The 20,566-nt window shown below is 74.0% G+C and carries 18 protein-coding genes and 1 pseudogene; 9 read left to right on the forward strand and 10 right to left on the reverse strand.

The window, feature by feature from the left end:
- The first annotated feature begins 3 nt into the window (after positions 1–3).
- Positions 4–642, forward strand: a complete 639-nt coding sequence (locus JD77_RS12925) for a TetR/AcrR family transcriptional regulator (RefSeq protein ID WP_145774621.1) — start codon at positions 4–6, stop codon at positions 640–642.
- Here the strand turns inward: JD77_RS12925 and JD77_RS12930 are convergent.
- The 6 genes from JD77_RS12930 to JD77_RS12955 form a co-directional block, all read right to left on the reverse strand.
- Positions 617–1,912, reverse strand: a complete 1,296-nt coding sequence (locus JD77_RS12930) for an adenylosuccinate synthetase (protein ID WP_145774622.1) — start codon at positions 1,910–1,912, stop codon at positions 617–619. The genes JD77_RS12925 and JD77_RS12930 overlap by 26 nt on opposite strands.
- Positions 1,909–2,868 carry a hypothetical protein gene (locus JD77_RS12935; protein WP_145774623.1) on the reverse strand — a complete coding sequence of 320 codons (960 nt, stop codon included), beginning with the start codon at positions 2,866–2,868 and terminating at the stop codon, positions 1,909–1,911. Before JD77_RS12935 ends, JD77_RS12930 begins: the two co-directional genes overlap by 4 nt.
- A 10-nt stretch (positions 2,869–2,878) precedes the next feature.
- Positions 2,879–3,853, reverse strand: a complete 975-nt coding sequence (locus JD77_RS12940; RefSeq protein ID WP_145774624.1) for a protein kinase family protein — start codon at positions 3,851–3,853, stop codon at positions 2,879–2,881.
- Complete coding sequence (locus JD77_RS12945) at positions 3,850–4,602, reverse strand: NUDIX hydrolase (RefSeq protein ID WP_145774625.1); 753 nt, start codon at positions 4,600–4,602, stop codon at positions 3,850–3,852. The genes JD77_RS12940 and JD77_RS12945 overlap by 4 nt, the downstream gene beginning before the upstream one ends.
- A gap of 98 nt (positions 4,603–4,700) precedes the next feature.
- A complete protein-coding gene (locus JD77_RS12950) occupies positions 4,701–5,600 on the reverse strand; it encodes a MaoC/PaaZ C-terminal domain-containing protein (protein WP_387225813.1) in 900 nt (299 codons plus the stop codon).
- Between the two features lie 239 nt (positions 5,601–5,839).
- Positions 5,840–7,198, reverse strand: coding sequence for a 3-oxoacyl-ACP reductase (locus JD77_RS12955; RefSeq protein WP_145774626.1), 1,359 nt, complete (start codon positions 7,196–7,198; stop codon positions 5,840–5,842).
- A 58-nt stretch (positions 7,199–7,256) separates the two neighbouring features.
- On the opposite strand from JD77_RS12955, the gene JD77_RS12960 reads away from it, so the two are divergent.
- Positions 7,257–8,549, forward strand: a complete 1,293-nt coding sequence (locus JD77_RS12960; protein ID WP_145774627.1) for an acetyl-CoA C-acetyltransferase — start codon at positions 7,257–7,259, stop codon at positions 8,547–8,549.
- 140 nt (positions 8,550–8,689) lie between these two features.
- Here JD77_RS12960 and JD77_RS12965 read toward each other — a convergent pair whose 3' ends face one another.
- Complete coding sequence (locus JD77_RS12965) at positions 8,690–9,430, reverse strand: SDR family NAD(P)-dependent oxidoreductase (protein ID WP_145774628.1); 741 nt, start codon at positions 9,428–9,430, stop codon at positions 8,690–8,692.
- A 129-nt stretch (positions 9,431–9,559) separates the two neighbouring features.
- On the opposite strand from JD77_RS12965, the gene JD77_RS12970 reads away from it, so the two are divergent.
- Together JD77_RS12970 and purB are read left to right on the forward strand one after the other, a co-directional pair.
- A complete protein-coding gene (locus JD77_RS12970) occupies positions 9,560–9,766 on the forward strand; it encodes a hypothetical protein (protein ID WP_145774629.1) in 207 nt (68 codons plus the stop codon).
- Between the two features lie 94 nt (positions 9,767–9,860).
- Positions 9,861–11,285 carry an adenylosuccinate lyase gene (gene purB / locus JD77_RS12975; RefSeq protein ID WP_145774630.1) on the forward strand — a complete coding sequence of 475 codons (1,425 nt, stop codon included), beginning with the start codon at positions 9,861–9,863 and terminating at the stop codon, positions 11,283–11,285.
- 164 nt (positions 11,286–11,449) lie between these two features.
- On the opposite strand, the gene JD77_RS12980 is transcribed toward purB, so the two are convergent.
- Together JD77_RS12980 and JD77_RS12985 are read right to left on the reverse strand one after the other, a co-directional pair.
- Entirely contained in the window at positions 11,450–12,016 is a 567-nt protein-coding gene (locus JD77_RS12980; protein ID WP_145774631.1) for a YbjQ family protein, read from the reverse strand.
- 63 nt (positions 12,017–12,079) lie between these two features.
- Positions 12,080–12,764 (reverse strand): annotated as a pseudogene (locus tag JD77_RS12985) (S1 family peptidase).
- Positions 12,765–13,135: 371 nt separating this feature from the next.
- Between JD77_RS12985 and purS the strand changes: the two are divergent.
- The 4 genes from purS (at position 13,136) to JD77_RS13005 (ending at position 17,750) form a co-directional block, all read left to right on the forward strand.
- Complete coding sequence (purS, locus tag JD77_RS12990; RefSeq protein WP_145774632.1) at positions 13,136–13,399, forward strand: phosphoribosylformylglycinamidine synthase subunit PurS; 264 nt, start codon at positions 13,136–13,138, stop codon at positions 13,397–13,399.
- Positions 13,396–14,079 (forward strand): phosphoribosylformylglycinamidine synthase subunit PurQ, encoded by a 684-nt coding sequence (gene purQ, locus JD77_RS12995; protein ID WP_145774633.1) that lies wholly within the window; start codon positions 13,396–13,398, stop codon positions 14,077–14,079. The genes purS and purQ overlap by 4 nt, the downstream gene beginning before the upstream one ends.
- A 64-nt stretch (positions 14,080–14,143) precedes the next feature.
- Positions 14,144–16,990, forward strand: coding sequence for a phosphoribosylformylglycinamidine synthase subunit PurL (purL, locus tag JD77_RS13000; RefSeq protein WP_145774634.1), 2,847 nt, complete (start codon positions 14,144–14,146; stop codon positions 16,988–16,990).
- Positions 16,991–16,994: 4 nt separating this feature from the next.
- Positions 16,995–17,750, forward strand: coding sequence for a 2-phosphosulfolactate phosphatase (locus JD77_RS13005; RefSeq protein WP_145774635.1), 756 nt, complete (start codon positions 16,995–16,997; stop codon positions 17,748–17,750).
- 129 nt (positions 17,751–17,879) lie between these two features.
- Here the strand turns inward: JD77_RS13005 and JD77_RS13010 are convergent, their stop codons facing one another.
- Positions 17,880–20,027 (reverse strand): carboxypeptidase-like regulatory domain-containing protein, encoded by a 2,148-nt coding sequence (locus tag JD77_RS13010; RefSeq protein ID WP_145774636.1) that lies wholly within the window; start codon positions 20,025–20,027, stop codon positions 17,880–17,882.
- A 103-nt stretch (positions 20,028–20,130) separates the two neighbouring features.
- Between JD77_RS13010 and JD77_RS13015 the strand changes: the two genes are divergently transcribed.
- Positions 20,131–20,496 (forward strand): sterol carrier family protein, encoded by a 366-nt coding sequence (locus JD77_RS13015; protein ID WP_145774637.1) that lies wholly within the window; start codon positions 20,131–20,133, stop codon positions 20,494–20,496.
- Positions 20,497–20,566: the final 70 nt, after the last annotated feature.

The raw sequence follows: 20,566 nt of genomic DNA on the forward strand, positions 1-20,566 counted from the left end.
AAGGTGTCCGGCACACCCACCTTCAAGCGCCTTCCCCGGGCCGTACGCGAGCAGCAGATGCTCGACGCGGCCGTCCGGGTCTTCTCCCGACGTGGCTTCCACGCGGCCAGCATGGACGAGATCGCCGAGGACGCCGGCATCTCCAAGCCGATGGTGTACGCGTACCTGGGCACCAAGGAGGAACTGTTCGTCGCCTGCCTGCACCGGGAGGGCACCCGGATGACGGAGGCCATCGCCGGGGCGGCCGCCCCCGACCTGGCCGCCGACGAGCGGCTCTGGCGCGGGCTCCGCGCGTTCTTCGGCTTCGTCGGCGCGCACCGGGACGGCTGGGCCGTGCTCTACCGGCAGGCCCGGGGCTCGCAACCGTTCGCCGCCGAACTGGCCGCCATGCGGGCCCGCCTCGTCGAGGTGGTGGCGGGGATGCTCGACCACGCGCTGCGCGCCAGGGGGCGCGAGGTCGGCGAGAGCGACCTGGAGGTCGTCGCGTACGCCCTGGTCGGCGCGAGCGAGTCGCTGGCCGACTGGCTCGCCGACCACCCGGACGCCGACCCGGAGAGGACCGCCACCCGGATGATGAACGTCGCCTGGCTCGGCGCCGACCAGCTGCTGCGTGGCATCACCTGGCGCCCGCCCCAGGGGTGAGGGCCGTCCGGTTCCTCACCGCCTTCCCCTCGGCCGTGGGCGAGTGGGAGGTGAGCTCGACCGGGGTGCCGAGCGCGTCCTCCACGGCGGCCGGCCAGTCGGCCGGCGCGTCGTCGTAGACGGGGCGGGCGCGCAGCAGGCGGGCGGTGAGCGCGGCCTGCCGGTCCAGGTCGCCGGGCGGGCCGGGCTCCAGCCGGTCGATCGTGTCGTAGCGGCGGCACAGCCGCAGCCGGGGACGCCGACGAGGCCGATCGTCCGCGGATCGCGCCGGGCCGGCGAGGTCGAGGTGGGTCAGCGCCAGGCCGTCGACCCCGCCGGCCACGTCGAGGGCGTACCGGTGGGCGACCGCGTCGAAGTGACCGAACCGGAACCGGCCCTGCCATGGGTTGGTCGGGTTGCGCGGGTCGGTCAGCGGCAGCGTCGGATCCTCGGTGACCAGCGGCCCCGGGCCGTGCCGGGTGGTCACGACCCGCAGTACGCCCAGCCGCCGCGCCTCGCCCGCCAGGCCCGCCTCGGCGAGCAGGCCGTCGGCGTTGGCGAAGGTGGTGGTGCTCCACGTGGTGTACGGGTGGAAGCCGTGCCACTCGTCGAGCAGCACGCCCTGCGCGCCCTCGAAGACGCAGGTCCCGGCGCGCAGCACCCCGGCCAGGTGCGCCCGGTCGACGATCGCGACCCGCCTGGCGAACCCGGTGAACGCGGGCAGGCAGTCCTCCACCGGGGGCGCGTCCAGCGGGCCGAGTTCGGCGGTCAACCGGTCCCGCAGCGCGGCGAGCCGGCGGCGCAGCAGCGCGGGGCTGCGGCAGTCGGCCACCCGGGGCGCCTCGTCGGGGTGGGCGAGGCCGTACGCGACCGCCTCGCCCACCCCCAGCCCGCAGGAGCCGTGCCGGTCGGCTCCCCGGGCGATCTCCCGGGCCCGGTTGGCGGCCCGGTGGTACGGCGTCGCCAGCAGCGCCTCCCCGTCGACCGTGAGCCGGTCGAGCGCGTCGGGCACCCCCACCGCGGCGAGGTGGTCGGCCTCGGCGGCCAGCGCCAGCGGGTCCACCACCACGTGCCGCGACAGGTGGGTACGCACCCCGGGGCGGAACGTCCCCGCCCCGAACTGCGCGAACGTGTGGTGCCGCCCGTCGGGCAGGACGACGTTGTGTGCCGCCTGCGCGCCCCCGTTGAAGCGGACCACCGTGTGGACGGGCCGGGTCGCGCAGAGCCAGTCCACGACGGTGCCCTTGCCGGCGTCGCCGTAGCCGAGGTCGACCACCATGGTGTGGTTCACAGCCGGCTGACCCCGCCCCGCTTGGTGCCCGGCGCGGGCAGCGGCGAGACCTCGGTGCGCCGGCCGCCGCCCAGCCGGGCCAGCGCCTTCGACACCGTGCCCGTGGCCGCCGAGCCGGCCCGCCGCAGGTCGCGCAGCCCCTCGTCCAGGTCGATGGCCTGCTCGCCGAGGCCGATCGTGAGCGCGATGGTCTCGCAGACCGCGTCCAGGTCGTCCAGCTCGACGGCGTTCTGCCCGAGCAGGCCGCGCCAGAAGTCGAGCACCTTCCGGTTGCCCGCGTACGCGCTGCCGGCCGGGAGCAGGTAGTACGTGTCCCAGCGGCGGGTCACCTCGTCCACGACCTGCCGCAGCGGCACGTCCTCGCGCAGGTCGTCGCCGATCAGGCGGGCCACCTCGCGGGCCTTTGCCCGGGGGTAGGCCAGCTCGTCGCCGATGACGAACAGGTAGCCGCGCCGGCCCCGCTTCTCCCAGCAGTCGATCGCCGTGTGCCGGGCCATGAAGTACAGCGCCAACTCGTACGACTCCGTCATCTGGCCCCCACCGCCGCCCTCCAGGACGATCCGGCCGAGGTCGTCGTCCATGCGGTTGTCCGACTCGAACTGCCCGACCTGCAGAGGCACCCGATCGCAGGTGGCGTCGCCGATCGCCCCGAACATGATCTGCGGGTCGCGGGCGTAGCCCTGCCGCAGCAGCAGCCCGAGCAGCTGCGGCAGCTTGGTCTGGAGCACGCGCGGCACGTTCCCCATCGAGCCGGTGACGTCGAAGAGCACCGTGATCGCCAGCGACTGCGGGTGCTCGGCCGAGTCGCGGCTCTCGCGTACGGCGCCGCGCGGGTCGAGCGCGGCGTGCACGGTGCGGGCGCCGCTGTCGCTGTAGGAGAAGGCGCTGGCGCCGGTGGCCCGGCGGTAGCGGTCGGCGGCGTCGTACACGTCGGTGGACCAGATTCCGCTGCCCATGGCAGCCTCCTTAGGGGTTGAGGGTGAGGGGTCGGAAGGTGCGCGGCCCGTACAGCCGCTCCAGCACCTCGTCGAGTTCGCCGAGCAGCCGCCAGGCGTCGTCGGGTCGGGCCCTGAGGGTCGGTCGCGCGCAGCCGGCGGCGAAGGCGCGCAGCTCGCGCGGGGCGCGGTCGGCCATCAGCCAGGTCATGCAGCGGGCGGCCATCGTGAGGTCGGTGCCGGGGCCGCAGGGCCGCCGTGCGGGGACCTCCGGCGGGTACCAGTCCTCGTGGCCGGGGACCAGCGCCGGCACGGTGCCCCCGTCGACCGCCGAGAGGCACCAGTCGACCAGCACCACGCCGTGCGCGTCCGGCTCGATCAGGACGTGCCGGGGCAGCACCGCGCCGTGCACGACGCCGGCCCGGTGGGCCAGGCCGAGCGCCACCAGCAGCCGCCGCCACATCCAGGCCGCGTCGCGGGCGTCCAGCCCGTCCGGGTACGCCCGGCGCACCTCGTCCAGGCTGTGCAAGTTCGACGCGGCAGCCAGCACGTTGATCCGCCGCTCGGCACCCGTCGCGGCGTCCCGGTGCCGGAACGAGTCCACCAGCCGGGGCACGTACGGCAGGTGCCGCGGGTCGCCCCGCTCCTCGATGGTGCGCAGGGCGTGCGCCTCACGGGCCATCAGGTCGTTGTCGGCCGGATCGCGGGGCAGCTTGAGCAGCCGGTCCGCGCCCACGTCGTACAGGTCGGCCAGGTCGCCGACGTGGGCGAGCGGGCCGAGGCGGTAGCCGCCGAGGACGACGTCGCGGCCGGCCCGCCAGCGGGTGGTGACCCGGACGAACGCGTCGGTGGCGTCGGCGCGTACCCGATCGTCGACCGCGCCCAGCCGGTCGGGGTGCAGCGCCGCGACCAGCTCGCGGTAGCGGCGGGCCGGCGCGTCGGTGCCGAACAGGTCGGCGTCGGTGCGGGCCGCCGCGACCAGGCGGATGGCCTCGTCGGTCCTCACCGCACCGTCTCCTCCCGGGCGGGGCGCAGCAGCGCCGGGTGCAGCAGCCGGGCGTCGCCGGCCCGGTAGAGCTTCGCCCGGGGGCCGCCGCGCGCCCCGCCGCGCTCGGTGCTGGCGCCGGTGCTCTCCACGAAGCCCGGGACCGAGAGCACCTTGCGGTGGAAGTTGCCGGCGTGCAGCGGGTGCCCCCAGACCGTCTCGTAGACCTCGCGCAGCTCGGTGACGGTGAACTCGGCGTCGAGGAAGCGGGTGGCCAGCGGCGTGTACTCCAGTTTGGAGCGGGCCCGCTCCAGCCCGTCGTCGATGATCCGGCCGTGGTCGAAGGCGAGCTGGCGGCTGCTCAGCGCGGTCACCGGCAGCCACGCGGCCTCGTCGGCGTCGCTGCCGGCGGCCGGGTCGGGCAGGTCGGGGGCGAACGCCAGGTGGGCGATCGAGACGATCCGCATCCGCGGATCCCGGTCGGGTGCGCCGTAGCTGGCGAGCTGTTCCAGGTGTACGCGGCGCAGCCCCTCGCCGCCGAGCCCGGTCTCCTCGGCCAGCTCGCGGCGGGCCGCGGCGGCCAGGTCCTCGTCGGGCCGGACGAAGCCGCCGGGCAGCGCCCAGTGCCCCGCGTACGGGGGCGCGCCCCGGCGGACGAGCAGCAGGTGCAGCGCACCCTCGCGGATGGTCAGCGCGACCACGTCCACGGTGACGGCGACGGCCGGGTAGTCCCGCGGCTCGTACGCGGCCAGGAAGTCCTGCTCGTTCACGGTGTCGCCCTCACTCCGATGTAACTCTCAGCTTGAGAAGAACTCGATCTGAGAATAACTTAGCGCACGAAAGGGTGGACGCCAACCCCTGGCTCGTCTCAGCGCACGGCGCCCGCCAGGTGGGGGCGGCCCGACCGCGCGTCGTGCAGGGCGAACTCCCAGGACCCGCCCGTCCGCGCGGCGCTGAACGCCACCGTGGACGGCAGCCGCACCGGCAGCTTGAACGCCACGTCCACCGTGCACGCGTCCGGCAGCCGGTTCTCCAGCGCGGCCAGGCAGCGGGCCTTGCTCCACATCCCGTGCGCGATCGGGCGCGGGAAGCCGAACAGCCGTGCGCCCAGCCGGGACGTGTGGATCGGGTTGTGGTCGCCGGAGACCCGCGCGTAGTCCGTGCCGACCCGGGGCGTCGCCCGCCACAGCGCGGACGCGGCCGGCGCCGGGGACCGTTCGCCCCGGTCGGGTCGCCCGCCGCCGGCCCCGCGCTCCTTCCTGAGGCACGTCGAGACGCCTCGCCAGACCTCCTCGCCGCCGGCCGACGCGACCAGCACCACGTCGACCTGCCGGCCCCGGTCGTGCGGGCGCAGGTTCTCCGCGTACGCGCGAAAGTCCAGCGTCTCGCCGGCGTCCACCGGCCGGCGCACGGTGATCCGGTTGGCCACGTGCACCAGGCCGACCAGCGGCATCGGGAAATCCGGGGCCGCCATCAGGCGCAGCATCAGCGGAAAGCCCATGACGTACGGATATGTCGCCGGCAACCGGTCGGTGATCCGGAAGCCGCAGACCCGGTCGTAGTCGGCCAGGTGCGCCCGGTCGACGGTCGCCCCGGCTACGGCCAGCTCGACCTCGGGCAGCGCGGCGGCGCGCCGGCGGCCGGCCCCGGGCAGCGCTCCCAGCACGGCCCGGCGGTAGAGCGGGCCGGCCGAGGGCAGCCGCGGCAGTTCCACCACCTCCCGGCCGGCCGGCGTGCCCGCCCCCGGCGCCTCGGCGCGGCTCGACAGGTCCCGCGTCGCGTCCGCGGCGTACGCCGACAGGTCCCGCGTCGCGTCCGCGGCGTACGCCGACAGGTCCCGCGTCGCGTCCTGGGCGTACCTGGACAGGTCCTGGTTGCCGGCGGCGGCCAGGTCGTACGGGTCCGGACCGGTGGCCCGGACGGCGGCCAGGTCCCGCTCCGGGATGATCTGGGTCGGCCCGTCGATCAGCTCGTGCACCGACAGGTCGTCGTCGTCTTTCCTGGCCATCATGCCCCCAGCAGACTCTGGCCGCACACGCGGACGATGTTGCCGCTGACCGCGGCGCTGGCTGGCCAGGCGAGCCAGCCGATGGTCTCGCCGACATCCACCGGCAGGCCGCCCTGCGCCACGCTGTTCATCCGGCGGCCCGCCTCGCGCAGCATCAGTGGCATGCGGGCGGTCAGCCGGGTCTCGATGAATCCCGGCGCGACCGCGTTGACGCTGATCCCGCGCTCGCGCAGCACCGGGGCCAGCGACTGCACCAGGCCGATCACGCCCGCCTTGGACGTGGCGTAGTTGGTCTGCCCCCGGTTGCCGGCGATCCCCGCGATCGAGGAGACCGAGACGATCCGCCCGCCGGACGGAATCAGCCCGCGCTCCAGCAGCACGTCGTTGATCCGCTCCTGACTGGACAGGTTGACGTCGAGGACGGAATCCCACCGGTCGGCGTCCATTCGGCCGAGGGTCCTGTCCCGGGTGATGCCGGCGTTGTGCACGACCGCGTCGACCCGGCCGTGCCGGCCCGCCAGGTGGTCGGCGAGCCGCGTCGGGGCGTCCGGGGCGGTCAGGTCGAGCTGCACGGCCGTCCCGGCGATCTCGTTCGCCACGGCGGCCAGCGCGTCCCCGGCGGCGGGGACGTCCAGCGCCACCACCCGGGCGCCGTCGCGGGCGAGCACCCGGGCCAGCGCCGCGCCGATGCCCCGGGCCGCCCCGGTGACCAGGACGACCTGCCCGTCCAGCGGGCGGTCCCAGTCGGCCGGCGGCTCGGCCGCGCCGGCGCCGACGCGGATCACCTGGCCGGAGACGTACGCGGAGCGGCCGGAGAGCAGGAAGCGCAGGGTGGCCTCCAGGCTCGTCGTCGTGCCGGCGTCGGCGTTCGGCGTGACGTGGACGAGTTGGGCGGTGACGCCCCGGCCGAACTCCTTGCCGATGCTGCGGGTCAGCCCCTCACACGCCCGCTGGGCGGTGGCCTCGCGGGGCGTGCCGCACTCCTCGGGCGGGGTGCCCAGCACGATCACCCGGCCGCTGGGCAGCACCGAGCGGGCCTGCGGGTGGAAGAAGTCGTAGAGCTGGCGCAGGCCGGTGGAGTCGGTGATGCCGGTGGCGTCGTACACCAGGGCGGCGTACCGGGCGGTGGCGTCGGTGGCGGCCGCCGGGTCGCGCAGCTCGACCCCGGCGAACGTGAGGATCTTGGTGACCGGCGCCGCGAGCCGGCCGTCGCCGGCCGCGCCGAGCAGCACCGGCCCGGTGACCAGCGGGTCGCCCGGGCTGTGCCGGCGCAGACGGGGTGGGTCGGGCAGCCCGAGGCGCTTGACCAGCGCGCGGCCGGCCCCCGATCGGACGAAGCTCGCGTACCTGTCGGTCATAGGCGTAGCCTACTGGCCAGTAGGTTGTGGGCAAGTCCTGAAATTTGGAGGCGGGATCGTGCAGAGCATCCGGCGGGTGGCGGTCATCGGCGGCAACCGCATCCCCTTCGCCCGGTCCAACTCCCGGTACGCCAGCGCGTCCAACGCGGACATGCTCGGCGCGGCGCTGGAGGGGCTCGTCGCCCGGTTCGGGCTGGCCGGGCAGCGGGTCGGCGAGGTGGTCGCCGGCGCGGTGCTCAAGCACTCCCGCGACTTCAACCTGACCCGCGAGGTCGTGCTCGGCTCGAAGCTCGACCCGCGCACCCCGGCGTACGACATCCAGCAGGCGTGCGGCACGGGCCTTGAGGCGGCGATCGTGGTCGCCAACAAGATCGCCCTCGGCCAACTGGAGGTGGGCATCGCGGGCGGCGTCGACACCACCTCCGACGCGCCGCTGGCGATCAACGAGGACATGCGCCGCACCCTGCTCCGGATCAACTCCGCCCGCACGTTGGGCGGGCGGCTGAAGGCCGCGACGAAGCTGCGCCCGTCGCAGCCGTTCCGGCCGGAGATCCCGCGCAACGCGGAGCCGCGTACCGGGCTGTCGATGGGCGAGCATGCCGCCCGCACGGCCCTGCGCTGGAACGTCGACCGGCAGAGCCAGGACGAGTTGGCGCTGCGCTCCCACCAGCGGCTCGCCGCCGCGTACGAGCGCGGCTTCTTCGACGATCTGCTGACGCCGTACCTGGGGCTGACCCGGGACCAGAACCTCCGTCCGGACACCAGCCTGGACAAGCTGGCCTCGCTGAAGCCGGTCTTCGGCCACCGGGGTCCCGACGCCGAGCGCGCCACCATGACCGCCGGCAACTCCTCGCCGCTCACCGACGGGGCGTCGACCGTGCTGCTCGCCTCCGAGGAGTGGGCGGCCGAGCACAGCCTGCCCGTGCTGGCCTTCCTCACCTGGTGCGAGACCGCGGCCGTCGACTTCGTGCACGGCGACGACGGTCTTCTCATGGCCCCCGCGTACGCCGTGCCCCGGATGCTGGCCCGGGCCGGGCTGACGCTGCAGGACTTCGACTTCTACGAGATCCACGAGGCGTTCGCCTCCCAGGTGCTGGCCACCCTGGCCGCCTGGGAGTCGCCGGAGTTCGGCAAGGACCGGCTCGGCCTGGACGGCCCGCTCGGTGCGATCGACCGGGACCGGCTCAACGTGAACGGCTCGTCGCTGGCCGCCGGGCACCCGTTCGCCGCGACCGGCGGGCGGATCGTGGCGACCCTGGCCAAGCTGCTCGCCGAGAGGGGGAGCGGGCGCGGCCTGATCTCCATCTGCGCGGCCGGCGGCCAGGGCGTGACCGCGATCCTCGAGCGCTGAGGCTCTGGCAACCGGACGCTCCGCCGTTCCGGTAACAAATCGGACAATCACTCACATTGGGGGGCCGGTCAGTTCCGGATAGGGTCCAGCCTGCGCGGCGCGCTCGGGGCCGCCGCGCGGCGGCCCCGAGCGCCCCCGGGTCAGGCGGTGGAGCCGCCGTCGACGGCGAACGACGCGCCGCTGATGTGCCGCCCGCCCTCGCCCACCAGGTGGCTGATCGTCGCCGCGACGTCGTCCGGCGTGCCGTACCGGCCGAGCGCGATGTGCGCCCGCTGCGCGTCGGCGTACGCGCCGTCCGCCGGGTTCATGTCGGTGTCGGTGGAGCCGGGGAGCACCACGTTGACGGTGATCCCGCGTGGGCCGAGCTCGCGGGCGAGTGCCCTGGTCAGGCCGTTGACCGCGATCTTGGTCATGGCGTAGACGCTCACCCCCGGGTCCGGGACGCGGCTGGCGAAGCTGCTGCCGATGTTGACGATCCGGCCGCCGTCGCGCATGTGGCGTACCGCCGCCTGGGTCGCCAGGAACACCCCGCGTACGTGTACGGCGATGGCCCGGTCGAGGTCGTCGAGGCTGACGGTCTCGATCGGCCCGGCCGAGAACACCCCGGCGTTGTTGACCAGGATGTCCAGCCGCCCCAGCTCGGCGACCGTCCGGTCCACCGCCTCGACCACCGCCGTCGCGTCGGCGCTGTCGGCCTGGACCGCCAGGCCGGTGCGGCCGTACGACTCGATGTCGGCGACGACGGACTTCGCACTGTGCTCGGCCTCGCGGTAGGTGATCGCGACGTGCGCACCGTCCTCGGCCAGCCGGCGGGCGACGGCGGCACCGATACCGCGGCTACCGCCGGTCACCAGGGCGACCTTGCCGGTAAGTCTGGACACTCTTCTTCCATTCCCATCAGTCGACGCAGTAAGAAAGATCACCCTATCCAGCAGCGTTGCCGGCCGTTTCTACCGTGGACGCCAGCCCGCGCGGGCCCCACCGGCGGCGGCACCCGCGAGCAAGTGGCGATGTCTCGTCAAGCCCTGCTCCGTACCACCGTCGTCGCCCTGGCCGTCGTGCTGGTGGCCAGCCGCTGCGGCGGGTCCGGCGGCAAGAAGTCCAGGAAGTCCGGCGCGAAGACCTCGGCGGCCGAGGGCTCCGACTACGTCGGGAAGTCGACCGTCGGCGGCACGACCGGCTCCGGCCGGGCCGCCATGTCGCCGACATGGCGGTAACCACGCGGGGTGGATACCGCCATGGCGCCGACATGGAGTGGATCAACCCAGGGCTGGTGGGGCCGTGACCGGCGCGTACGGGAGAATGAGCTGCGTGACGACGATCCCGAACGTGCTCGCCCACCGCTACGCCTCACCCGAGCTGGCCGCCCTCTGGTCGCCAGAGGAGAAGGTACGGATGGAGCGGCGACTCTGGCTCGCCGTCCTCCGCGCCCAGCGGGACCTGGGCGTCGCGGTGCCGGACGGCGTGGTCGAGGCGTACGAGCGGGTGCTCGACGATGTCGACCTGGCCTCGATCGCCGAGCGTGAGCGGGTCACCCGGCACGACGTGAAGGCCCGAATCGAGGAGTTCAGCGCGCTCGCCGGGCACGAGCACGTGCACAAGGGGATGACCTCCCGCGACCTCACCGAGAACGTCGAGCAGCTCCAGGTGCGCCGGTCGCTGGAGCTGATCCGGGACCGGGTCGTCGCCGCGCTGGCCCGGCTGGCCTGGCTCGCGCACGAGCACTCCGGCCTGGTGCTGACGGGCCGCTCGCACAACGTCGCCGCGCAGGCCACCACGCTGGGCAAGCGCTTCGCCTCCGCCGCCGAGGAGCTGCTGATCGCGTACGAGCGGCTGGAGGACCTGATCGACTGGTACCCGCTGCGCGGGATCAAGGGCCCGGTGGGTACGGCGGCCGACCAGCTCGACCTGTTCGACGGCGACGCCGGCAGGGTCGCCGAGCTGGAGCGCCGGGTGGCCGAGCACCTCGGCTTCCGCCGGGTGCTGGACAGCGTCGGCCAGGTCTACCCGCGCTCGATCGACCTGGCGGTGCTCTCCGCGCTGGCCCAGGTCGCCGCCGCGCCGTCGTCGCTGGCCACCACGATCCGGCTGATGGTCGGCCAGGAGCTGGTCACCGAGGGGTTCAAGCCCGGCCAGGTGGGCTCCAGCGCGATGCCGCACAAGATGAACACCCGGTCCAGCGAGCGGGTGAACGGCTTCGCGGTGATCATCCGAGGCTACCTGTCGATGGTCGGCGAGCTGGCCGGCGACCAGTGGAACGAGGGGGACGTCTCCTGCTCGGTGGTCCGCCGGGTCGCACTGCCGGACGCGTTCTTCGCCGCCGACGGGCTGTTCCAGACGTTCCTCACGGTGCTGGACGAGTTCGGGGCGTACCCGGCGGTGATCAACCGGGAGCTGGAGCGCTTCCTGCCCTTCCTCGCCACCACGAAGATCCTGGTCGCGGCCGTGCGCCGGGGCGTCGGCCGGGAGGTCGCGCACGAGGCGATCAAGGAGCACGCGGTCGCGGTGGCGCTGGCCATGCGCGAGCGCGGCACCGCCGAGAACGACCTCTTCGACCGCCTCGCCGCCGACTCCCGGCTGGGCCTGACCAGGGCGGAGATCGAGGACTTGGTCGCCGACCGGAGCGCGTTCGCCGGCGCGGCGGCAGCCCAGGTCGACGCGGTCACGAAACGCATCACGGACGTGGTCACCCGCCACCCGGAGGCGGCCACCTACTCCCCACCCCCCATCCTCTGATTGCCCCACCCGGCCCCGCCGGCCCCACCGGCCCGGCGGGTTTCGCCTCGGCGATCAAGAGCTTTGCGTCATCGGTGAGATCAATTCCGACGCATTCCTCTTGATCGCCGGGGTGGACCGGGGTGGGCCCCGGAGGGGCCGGGCGGCGGGGCGGGTGGCGGGTGTCACGAGTCGCGGGTGGGGGTCTCCGCGGCGCTGCTGAGGTCCGGCGCGCTCGCCGGTTCCGCGATGCCGCCCGGGGACTCCGCGATGCTCGGCTCCTGGGCCGTGTCGGCCGCGATGACCGGCTGGTCCGGGGGCATGACGTCGGGCGTCTTGGGCGCCACGATGACCGCCGTGCCGTAGGCGCAGATCTCCATCCACATCTCGCCGCAGTCGCGGCTGTCGAAGCGCATCCCCACCACGGCGTTCGCGCCGAGGCGGCGGGCCTCCTCGCCGAGCCGGGCCACCGAGTCCGTACGCCAGCGGGTCAGGTTGTCCGGCGCCATCGGGTCGTACGCGCCGCCGCGCAGGTTCTTCACGCCCTCGCGGTACGGGTTGCGCGTCCTCGCCATCGAGGACACCACTTCGCCGAGAATCTGGCGGATCTCGTAGCCAGGCAGTTGATCCGTCGTCACGACCAGCACGTTTCCGATGCTGTCGCACCTTCGGGCGGCGGTTCGGCAGCCGTCGCCAGCTGAGCGGATGCTGAGAAACGAGTCGGCGCGGACGGCCGGCGCTCCACCGACCATCCGCGCCGTACACGGCGTCAACCGGACCAGATCACCCAGACGTGGAGCCGGAGGAACGGATCGTCAGACACCGGCCACCGAGGTGATCCAGGCCCGGTTGAACGCGACACTGCCGTAGTTCTGGATGCTCACGCCGTCGGCGGTCGAGGCGACCCCGACCTGGAGCCCGTTGTAGAACTGCGGGCCGCCCGAGTCGCCGCGCCACGCGTTGCCGCTGATCCGGCTGCTCCGGATGGCCTGGCCGCCGTACGCGTCGGTGGCGCTGTTGCTGGTCACCTGGACGGTGGCGGTCTTGAGCTGGCTGGACGCGGAGCAGCCGCTGTAGCAGGTCATGCCCCAGCCGTAGATCGAGTTGGTGGAGCCGATCGGCGGGTTGGTGCTGGCCAGCGAGACGGTGGAGGTGGTCACCGGGCTGGAGAGCCGCATCAGCGCGAGGTCGTAGCGGGGTGTAGGTGGCGCTGACGGTACGGGTGGTGCCGCCCGAGGCGTAGTAGACGCTGCCGATCCGGACGGACATGCTGCCGTTGATGCAGTGCCGGGCGGTGAGCACCCACGACGAGGCGATCACGCTGCCGGAGCAGGTGAACGAGCCGTTGCTGAAGACGGCGGCGGCCCAGGGCGCGGACGAGACGGTGCCGCCGCCGATGATGGGCTGGGGGCCGGCCGGGGCGGCGACGGCGCCGCTGGCGGCGCCCAGTACGCCGACGAGCGCGGCGCCGAGCACGGCGAGCAGGGAACGGATACGCATCGGGACGTACTCCTTGCCTCACGGACCCGGGGGTCGCCGGGTCGGTCGAACCGGCGGGGGCTGCGGTGACCCGCCGGCGCCTTTTGATCGAGTTGCGTCGATGTAGACTAGGGACCGGCGATCTCCGTGGCAAGGATCCGATAGAGGCGAGGCAATGTAACGATTCTGCGTCGCCGGGGGCGACGAACGCCCTGCTCCGGGAGGTTCCGTACGCTTCGGTGCCCCGTGTGGCCCCCTGTTCCGCCGGTAGTGTCGATCACCACCCGAACTGGCCCCGGCCGATGCGGCTGAGGCTGTATCTGCCAGGTAGGCTGGCTGCGCTCGCCCGTTGTGGGTCGGCACCCAACTGCGTACACAGTCAGGAGTGCCCCGTGCCTCGCGTCGTCGTCGACGTCATGCTCAAGCCCGAGATCCTCGATCCGCAGGGCCAGGCCGTCGCAAACGCGCTGCCCCGGCTCGGCGTCAACGACGTCGCCTCCGTCCGGATCGGCAGGCGGATCGAGATCGAATTCACCGGTGAACCGGACCTGGACCGGGCCCGGGAGATCGCCGACAAACTGCTCGCCAACCCGGTCATCGAGGACTTCACGGTCCGTGTGGTCGAGGCCGACGACACCGCGGACGCCCGCTCGTGACCGCGCGGGTCGGTGTGGTGACGTTCCCCGGCTCGCTCGACGACGGCGACGCGGCCCGGGCCGTCCGGATCGCCGGCGCCGAGCCGGTCCGGCTCTGGCACGGCGACCCGGACCTGCACGGGGTGGACGCCGTCGTCCTGCCCGGTGGCTTCTCCTACGGTGACTACCTGCGCTGCGGCGCCATCGCCCGGTTCGCCCCGGTGATGGAGACCCTGGTGGACGCCGCCCGGGGTGGGCTGCCCGTGCTCGGCATCTGCAACGGCTTCCAGATCCTCTGCGAGGCCCACCTGCTGCCCGGCGCGCTCACCCGCAACCAGCACCTGCATTTCCGCAACCGCGACCAGGTCCTGCGGATCGAAACCGTCGCCACGGCATGGACGAACGCCTTCCAGCCGGGCCAGGAGGTGCTGATCCCGGTCAAGAACGGCGAGGGCTGCTACGTCGCCGACGCCGCGACGCTCGACCAGCTCGAGGCCGAGGGCCGGGTCGTCGCGCGCTACGTCGGCGGCAACCCGAACGGGTCGCAGCGCGACATCGCCGCCATCACCAACTCCGCCGGCAACGTCGTCGGCATCATGCCGCACCCCGAGCACGCCGTGGAGGCGCTCACCGGCCCCTCCCTGGACGGCCTCGGCTTCTTCACCTCGGTGCTCAAGCACCTGGTGGGGGCCCCGGCGTGACCGTGCCCGGCATCATCGGTCGGCTCCACCGCCCCGGCGGCGGGGAGCGCAGCGAGGAGAGTCCATGACCACCCATCCGGATCCGGCGGTACGGGCGAACCCGCACGCGGCGGCGCCCGTCGTGGCCGCCGTGGTGCCGCAGGCCGGCCCGGTCGACCCGGCCCGGCCCGTCGACCCGGTCGCGTACGCCCAGCCGGCCCCGGCCGGCGACTGGGCGCACTCCCTGGACACCGTGCCGCACGCCGCGGACACCCCCGGCGAGCTTCAGCCGTACGCCGAGCTGGGCCTGCGCGACGACGAGTACGACCGCATCCGGGACATCCTCGGCCGCCGTCCCACCCAGGCCGAGCTGGCCATGTACTCGATCATGTGGAGCGAGCACTGCTCCTACAAGTCGAGCAAGGTGCACCTGCGCCAGTTCGGCGAGAAGGCCCCGCCGAGCGACCGACTGCTCGCCGGCATCGGCGAGAACGCCGGCGTGGTCCGGGTCTCCGACGAGCTGGCGGTGACCTTCAAGGTCGAGTCGCACAACCACCCGAGCTTCGTCGAGCCGTACCAGGGCGCGGCGACCGGCGTCGGCGGCATCGTCCGGGACATCCTCGCCATGGGCGCCCGCCCGGTCGCGGTGATGGACCCGCTGCGCTTCGGCGCCGCCGACCACCCCGACACCGCCCGGGTGCTGCCCGGCGTGGTGGCCGGCGTCGGCGGCTACGGCAACTGCCTCGGCCTGCCGAACATCGGCGGCGAGGTCGTCTTCGACCCCTGCTACCAGGGAAACCCGCTGGTCAACGCGCTCTGCCTCGGCGTGCTGCCGGTCGACCGGCTGCAGAAGAAGGAGGCCGCCGGCCCCGGCAACGTCGTGGTGCTGATGGGCGCCAAGACCGGCCGCGACGGCATCGGCGGCGTGTCGGTGCTGGCCAGCGCCACCTTCGACGACGAGAGCCAGCAGCGCCGCCCCTCGGTGCAGGTCGGCGACCCGTTCATGGAGAAGCTGCTCATCGAGGCGTGCCTGGAGCTGTACGACGCCGAGTTGGTCGTCGGCATCCAGGACCTCGGCGGCGCCGGCCTGACCTGCGCGCTGACCGAGACCGCGGCGGCGGCCGGCACCGGCATGCGGGTCTGGCTGGAGCAGGTGCCGCTGCGCGAGCCCTCGATGGAGCCGCACGAGATCCTGGCCAGCGAGTCACAGGAGCGGATGCTGCTGGTCGTCGCCCCGGACAAGCTGGACGCGGTGCTCAAGACCGCCGAGAAGTGGGGCGTCTGGGCCACGGCCATCGGCGAGGTGACCCCGCCGGCCGCCGACGGGCAGCCGGGCCGGCTGGTCATCACCTGGCGCGATCAGCTCGTGGTGGACGTGCCGCCGGGCTCCCTGGTCGACGACGGGCCGGTGTACGCCCGCCCGATGCGCGAGCCGGCCGACCTGATCCTGCTCCAGGCCGACCGGGCGGAGACGCTGCCCCGGCCGAGCAACCCGGAGGCGCTGCGCGAGACCGTGCTGCGCATGATCGCGTCGCCGAACCTGGCCGACAAGACCTGGGTCACCGAGCAGTACGACCGGTACGTGCTGGGCAACACCGTGCTCGCCCAGCCGGAGGACTCCGGCGTGATCCGGATCGACGAGCGGACCGGACTCGGCGTCGCCCTCTCCGTCGACGGCAACGGCCGGTACGCGCGCCTCGACCCGTACCAGGGGACGAAGCTCGCGCTGGCCGAGGCGTACCGGAACGTGGCGGTGACCGGGGCGAAGCCCATCGCCGTCACCAACTGCCTCAACTTCGGCTCCCCCGAGGACCCGGGCGTGATGTGGCAGTTCGCCGAGGCCGTACGCGGCCTGGCGGACGGCTGCCTGGAGCTGGGCATCCCGGTGACCGGCGGCAACGTCAGCTTCTACAACCAGACCGGCCCGGCGGCGATCCACCCGACCCCGGTGGTCGGCGTGCTCGGCGTGCTGGACAACGTCGCCGACCGGGTGCCGATGGGCTTCGTCCCGCGCCCGGCGGGCGACCACGACCAGCTCTTCCTGCTCGGCGAGACGAACGTGGAGCTCTCCGGCTCGGAGTGGGCCTGGGTGACCCACCAGCACCTCGGCGGCATCCCGCCGCAGGTCGACCTCGCCCGGGAACGACAGCTCGCCGACCTGCTGGCGGAGGCCGCCCGGGTCGGTCACCTCAGCTCCGCGCACGACCTGTCCGACGGCGGTCTGGCGCAGAGCCTGGTCGAGTCCTGCCTGCGGCGCGGCGTCGGCGCGCGGATCGCGCTGCCGGAGCAGTTCGCGGGCGGCTCGCTGCCGTTCGTCTTCCTGTTCAGCGAGTCCGCCGGGCGGGCCCTGGTCTCGGTGCCGCGCGGCCACGAGAGGGCGTTCACCGCCCTCTGCGCCGAGCGAGGCGTGCCGTGGGAGCCGATCGGCGTGACCGACCCGTCCGGCGGCGCGCTGGAGCTGGTCGGCCAGTTCCGGATCGGTCTGGACGAGCTGCGCGCCGCGCACACCGCCACGCTGCCCCGGCTCTTCGGCGGGGCGGAGGCGGTCGAGGCGGCCCACCCCACCCAGGCCGCCCCGACCCCGCGGGGCCCGGCCCAGGCCACGGCGGCCGTCACCGCTCCGGCCGACGAAGGGCCGCCGGCTCCGGCTGCGGTCGAGCCGCCGGCCGGTACGGCGGACGCGGAGGCCGGGGCCGACCGGGAGCCGATCGCTCCCGCTGGTGCGGAGTCGTCGGCTCTCAGCGGGCCGGCGACGGCCACGGAGCCCGGGTCCACCGTTCCGGTTGAGCCGGAGGCCTCGGCCTCGGCGCCGGGGGACGAGACCGGGCCGGGCGAGGCCGTGACCGGGCGCGACGACGAGGCGGGCCGGGCCGAGGCGACCGACCGCGACCCCGGCGACCTGGGCCAGCGCGCGGCGACCGACGAGCGCTGAGGCGTTGGCCGTCGCCGTCTTCGCCCAACCCGGCTCCGGCGCCCGCTTCGACTGGGGGCTGACCGGGGCGGCGGAGCTCGGCCGCGTCTGCGCCGTTCTGGTGGTGGTGGACGTGCTCTCGTTCACCACCGCCGTGGAGGTCGCGGTCTCCCGGGGGATGCGCGTCCACCCCTTCCCGTGGGGGAAGCAGGCGGCCGAGTACGCCCGCCGGGCCGGCGCGGTCGCCGCCGTGGGCCGCCGGCAGATGACCTCGGAGCATCCGTGGTCGCTGTCCCCGGCGGCGCTGCGCACCGCGCCCGTCGTCGCCGATCTCGTGCTGCCGTCGCCCAACGGCTCGGCCATCAGCGCCGCGGCGAGCGCCACCGGGCTGCCGGTGGTCGCGGCGTGCCTGCGCAACGCGGGCGCCGCCGGGCGCTGGCTACGCGACCAGGGGTACGGCTCGACGGACGCGCCGGTCGGAGTGATCGCCGCCGGCGAGCGCTGGCCGGACGGCTCGCTGCGCCCCTCCGTCGAGGACCAGCTCGGGGCCGCCTGTGTGCTCGACGCGCTGTCCGGCGTACCGGGCGGGCTGTCGGTCGAGGCGGCGATGGCGCTGGCCGCGCTGGCCAGCACGCCGGACGTGCCGGCCGCCGTGCGGGGCTGCGTCTCCGGCCGGGAGCTGGTCGAGGGTGGTTTCCCCGACGACGTGGAGGTCGCTGTCGAGGTCGGCGTCTCCGAGGTGGTCCCGGTGCTGCGGCAGGGCGTCTTCTCCGCCGCGTGAACTGTCGGCAGCGCCGCCCGGCCCGGGGCTTGATCGACTCCATTACGCCGACATGGGGGTATCCGGGCTGCCGGGATACCCCCATGTCGGCGGAACCGTTCCTTTCCTGCGGGCACGTGCCCGCAGGCGTCAGTCGTCCAGCCAGTCCAGCCGGCGACCGCCACGGTCCTGCTGCGGCGGGCCGTCGGGCCGGCCCCGGCTTCCCTGGGTCGCCTCGCCGTAGTAGCCGCCGCCCTGCTGGCCGTACCCGTCCTGCTGGTCGTAGCCGCGGTCGTCGTAGCTACCGCGCTGCCGCGGGGGCTCCTGGCCGTAGCCGCCCTGCTGGCTGTAATCGCCCTGCTGACCGTAGCCGCCCTGCTGGCTGTAATCGCCCTGCTGACCGTAGCCGCCCTGCTGGCCGTGATCGCCCTGCTGACCGTAGCCGCCCTGCTGGCCGTGATCGCCCTGCTGGCTGTAGCCGCGGTCGTGGCCCTGCCGGCCGCCGGAGTCGTAGCCGCCGCGCGGGCCGTCGTCGTAGCCGCCCTGCTGGCCGTACCCGGCGCCGTAGCCGCCGGCGGTGTCGCCGCCCCGGCCGTACTGCTGGGTCTCGCCGTAGGCGTGCTCCTGCCCCGGCTGGTAGGTGCTGGTCGGGTACGGGTCGGCCGCTGGAGTGTACGAGCCGGTCGACTCGCCGGTGTAGCGGCCGGTCGGCTCGTCGTAGCGCTGGCCGTAACCGCCACCCTGGCCACCCTGGCCACCCTGGCCGCCGTAGCCGCCCGCGGCCGCACCGGCCGGCGCGCCGTAGTCCCGGCCGCCGTAGCCGCCGCCGGACGCCGGGGCGTCGCCGCCGTAGCCGCCGCCCGAGGCCGGCGCGTCACCGTATCCGCCGGCGGACGGGGACCCGCCGTAGCCTCCACCGGAGGACGGGGCATTTCCGTATCCGCCGCCGGAGGACGGGGCATTGCCGTAGGCGCCGGCCGAGCCGTAGCCGCCCCGGCCCTGCGGCTCGTCGCCGTAGCCGCCGCCCGCCCAGCCCTGCTGGCCGCCGGGGCCGTACGGTGGCGCCGGCGCGCCGTACGGGTCGGGTGGCACGTCGTCGACGACCGGCTGGTGCATCATCGTCGGCGCGTCGGCGAGCGAGGCGCCGGCGATCATGGTCCGGTCCGGCGCCGCGCCGGGCCGGTTGACCACCCGGGTCTGGTCGTCCGCCCCGCGGAAGGCCCCCCGAGCGGCCGGCACGGCACCCGCCGCGGCGGCGCCGGTCGGCGCGTCGTCGCTGTCGTCGCCGTTCTCGCGGCGCTTCATCCAGAGCAGCACGATCGTGCCGACGCCGACCGCCACGAACAGGCCGCCGAGCAGGATCAGCAGCCAGTTGCCGAAGCCGGAGCCCTCCTCGGCGGCGGCGTTCTGCGCGGCACCCGGATCGGCCTCCGCCGTCGGCTCGGTGGCCTCCTCGGTGGGCTCGTCGGTCGCCAGCGGCTCCTCCGTCGCCTCGGGGGTCGCGCTCGGTGTCACCTCGACCCTGATCGCGAGGCTGATCCGCTGGCCGGTCACGGTCTGCCCGGCGTTGGCGCTGAAGCTCTTGGTGGCGCGGATCTCGCCCTGTACGGCGCCGAGGGTGAGCCGGCCCGGGGCGATCGGGTTGGCGGTGCTGCCGGTGAACCGGAAGTTGCCGCTGCCGTCGCTCGTGGTGTCGAACCGTCGGCCGGTGCTGTCCTGGAGCATCACGACGGCGTTCGACACGGGATCGCCGTTCGCGGCGGCGACCACCTTGCCGGAGACAGACTTGACCGTCTGCGCCTGCGTCGGCTCGGGCTCGGGCTTGGCCACCAGGTTGACGCTCGTCGACCCCTGCTTGGAGTCCTTGAGCGGGCCACCGCCGGAGTCGACGGCCTTGACCGTGATCCGGGCGGACCCGCTCGACGCGTCGTCCGCCAGCTTGAACGTGGCGGTGTAGGTGCCGCTCCTGTTCACGCTGCCCTGGTCGCAGCCGTCGATGCAGGTGAGCTTCCCGCTGTTGGAACTGACGCTGACGTCGGCGGGGCCGCCGTCAGCGTCGAAGTCGAGGGTGTAGGTCACCTTCGTGGTCCCACCCGCCTCGACCGAGCTGGGGGAGGCCGAGACGTTGGTGACGCTCGGGGCGGCGAATGCGGGTGTGGCGGGGACGGCGAGCAGGGCGCCGGTTACCAGCGCTACGACCACACCGGCCCGCTGCTTCCAGGCACGTCGGTGTGTTGACACGTCCACCGCCTTCCGGTCTGACCTCCCCTGACCGGCGGGTGCCGGGCCGGGGATCATCACGGTACGAAATACGCCGTCGGCAACTATGCCTTGTCCGGCTCCGTCGGCGCGACCCAGGGCCAGCGTCGAAAGCGCCATACCCGGGTCGTATTGTCCCGTCGTGTCCTCTCCGCACATAAAGTCCGCGGCGGTCGCCGCGGCGTTCGCCGCCCTCGACGAGGGTCGTACCCCCGAACGGCCGGTGTTCCGGGAGGCGGTCCGTGTCCTGTTGACGGCCCTCGCGGAGCGTGCCCCCGGCCGATCGGTCGAGGTGCGTGTCCCACCATACGGCGCGGTGCAGTGCATATCCGGCCCTCGACACACCCGCGGCACCCCGCCGAACGTGGTGGAGACGGATCCGGTCACCTGGCTGGAGATCGCGACGGGCCGCCGAGGCTGGGCCGAGGTGGTCGCCGAGGGCCGCGTTCGGGTCAGTGGCGCCCGGGCTGACCTTTCCGCTCACCTTCCGCTCCACCTGGGCGAATAGTCCTGGGAGACAAGTCACACAGAGCGGCCGAATCGTGACTTTCTGTATTGACGCAGGTTCGCGTACACTG

This window comes from Micromonospora olivasterospora, assembly GCF_007830265.1.
GTDB lineage: Bacteria > Actinomycetota > Actinomycetes > Mycobacteriales > Micromonosporaceae > Micromonospora > Micromonospora olivasterospora.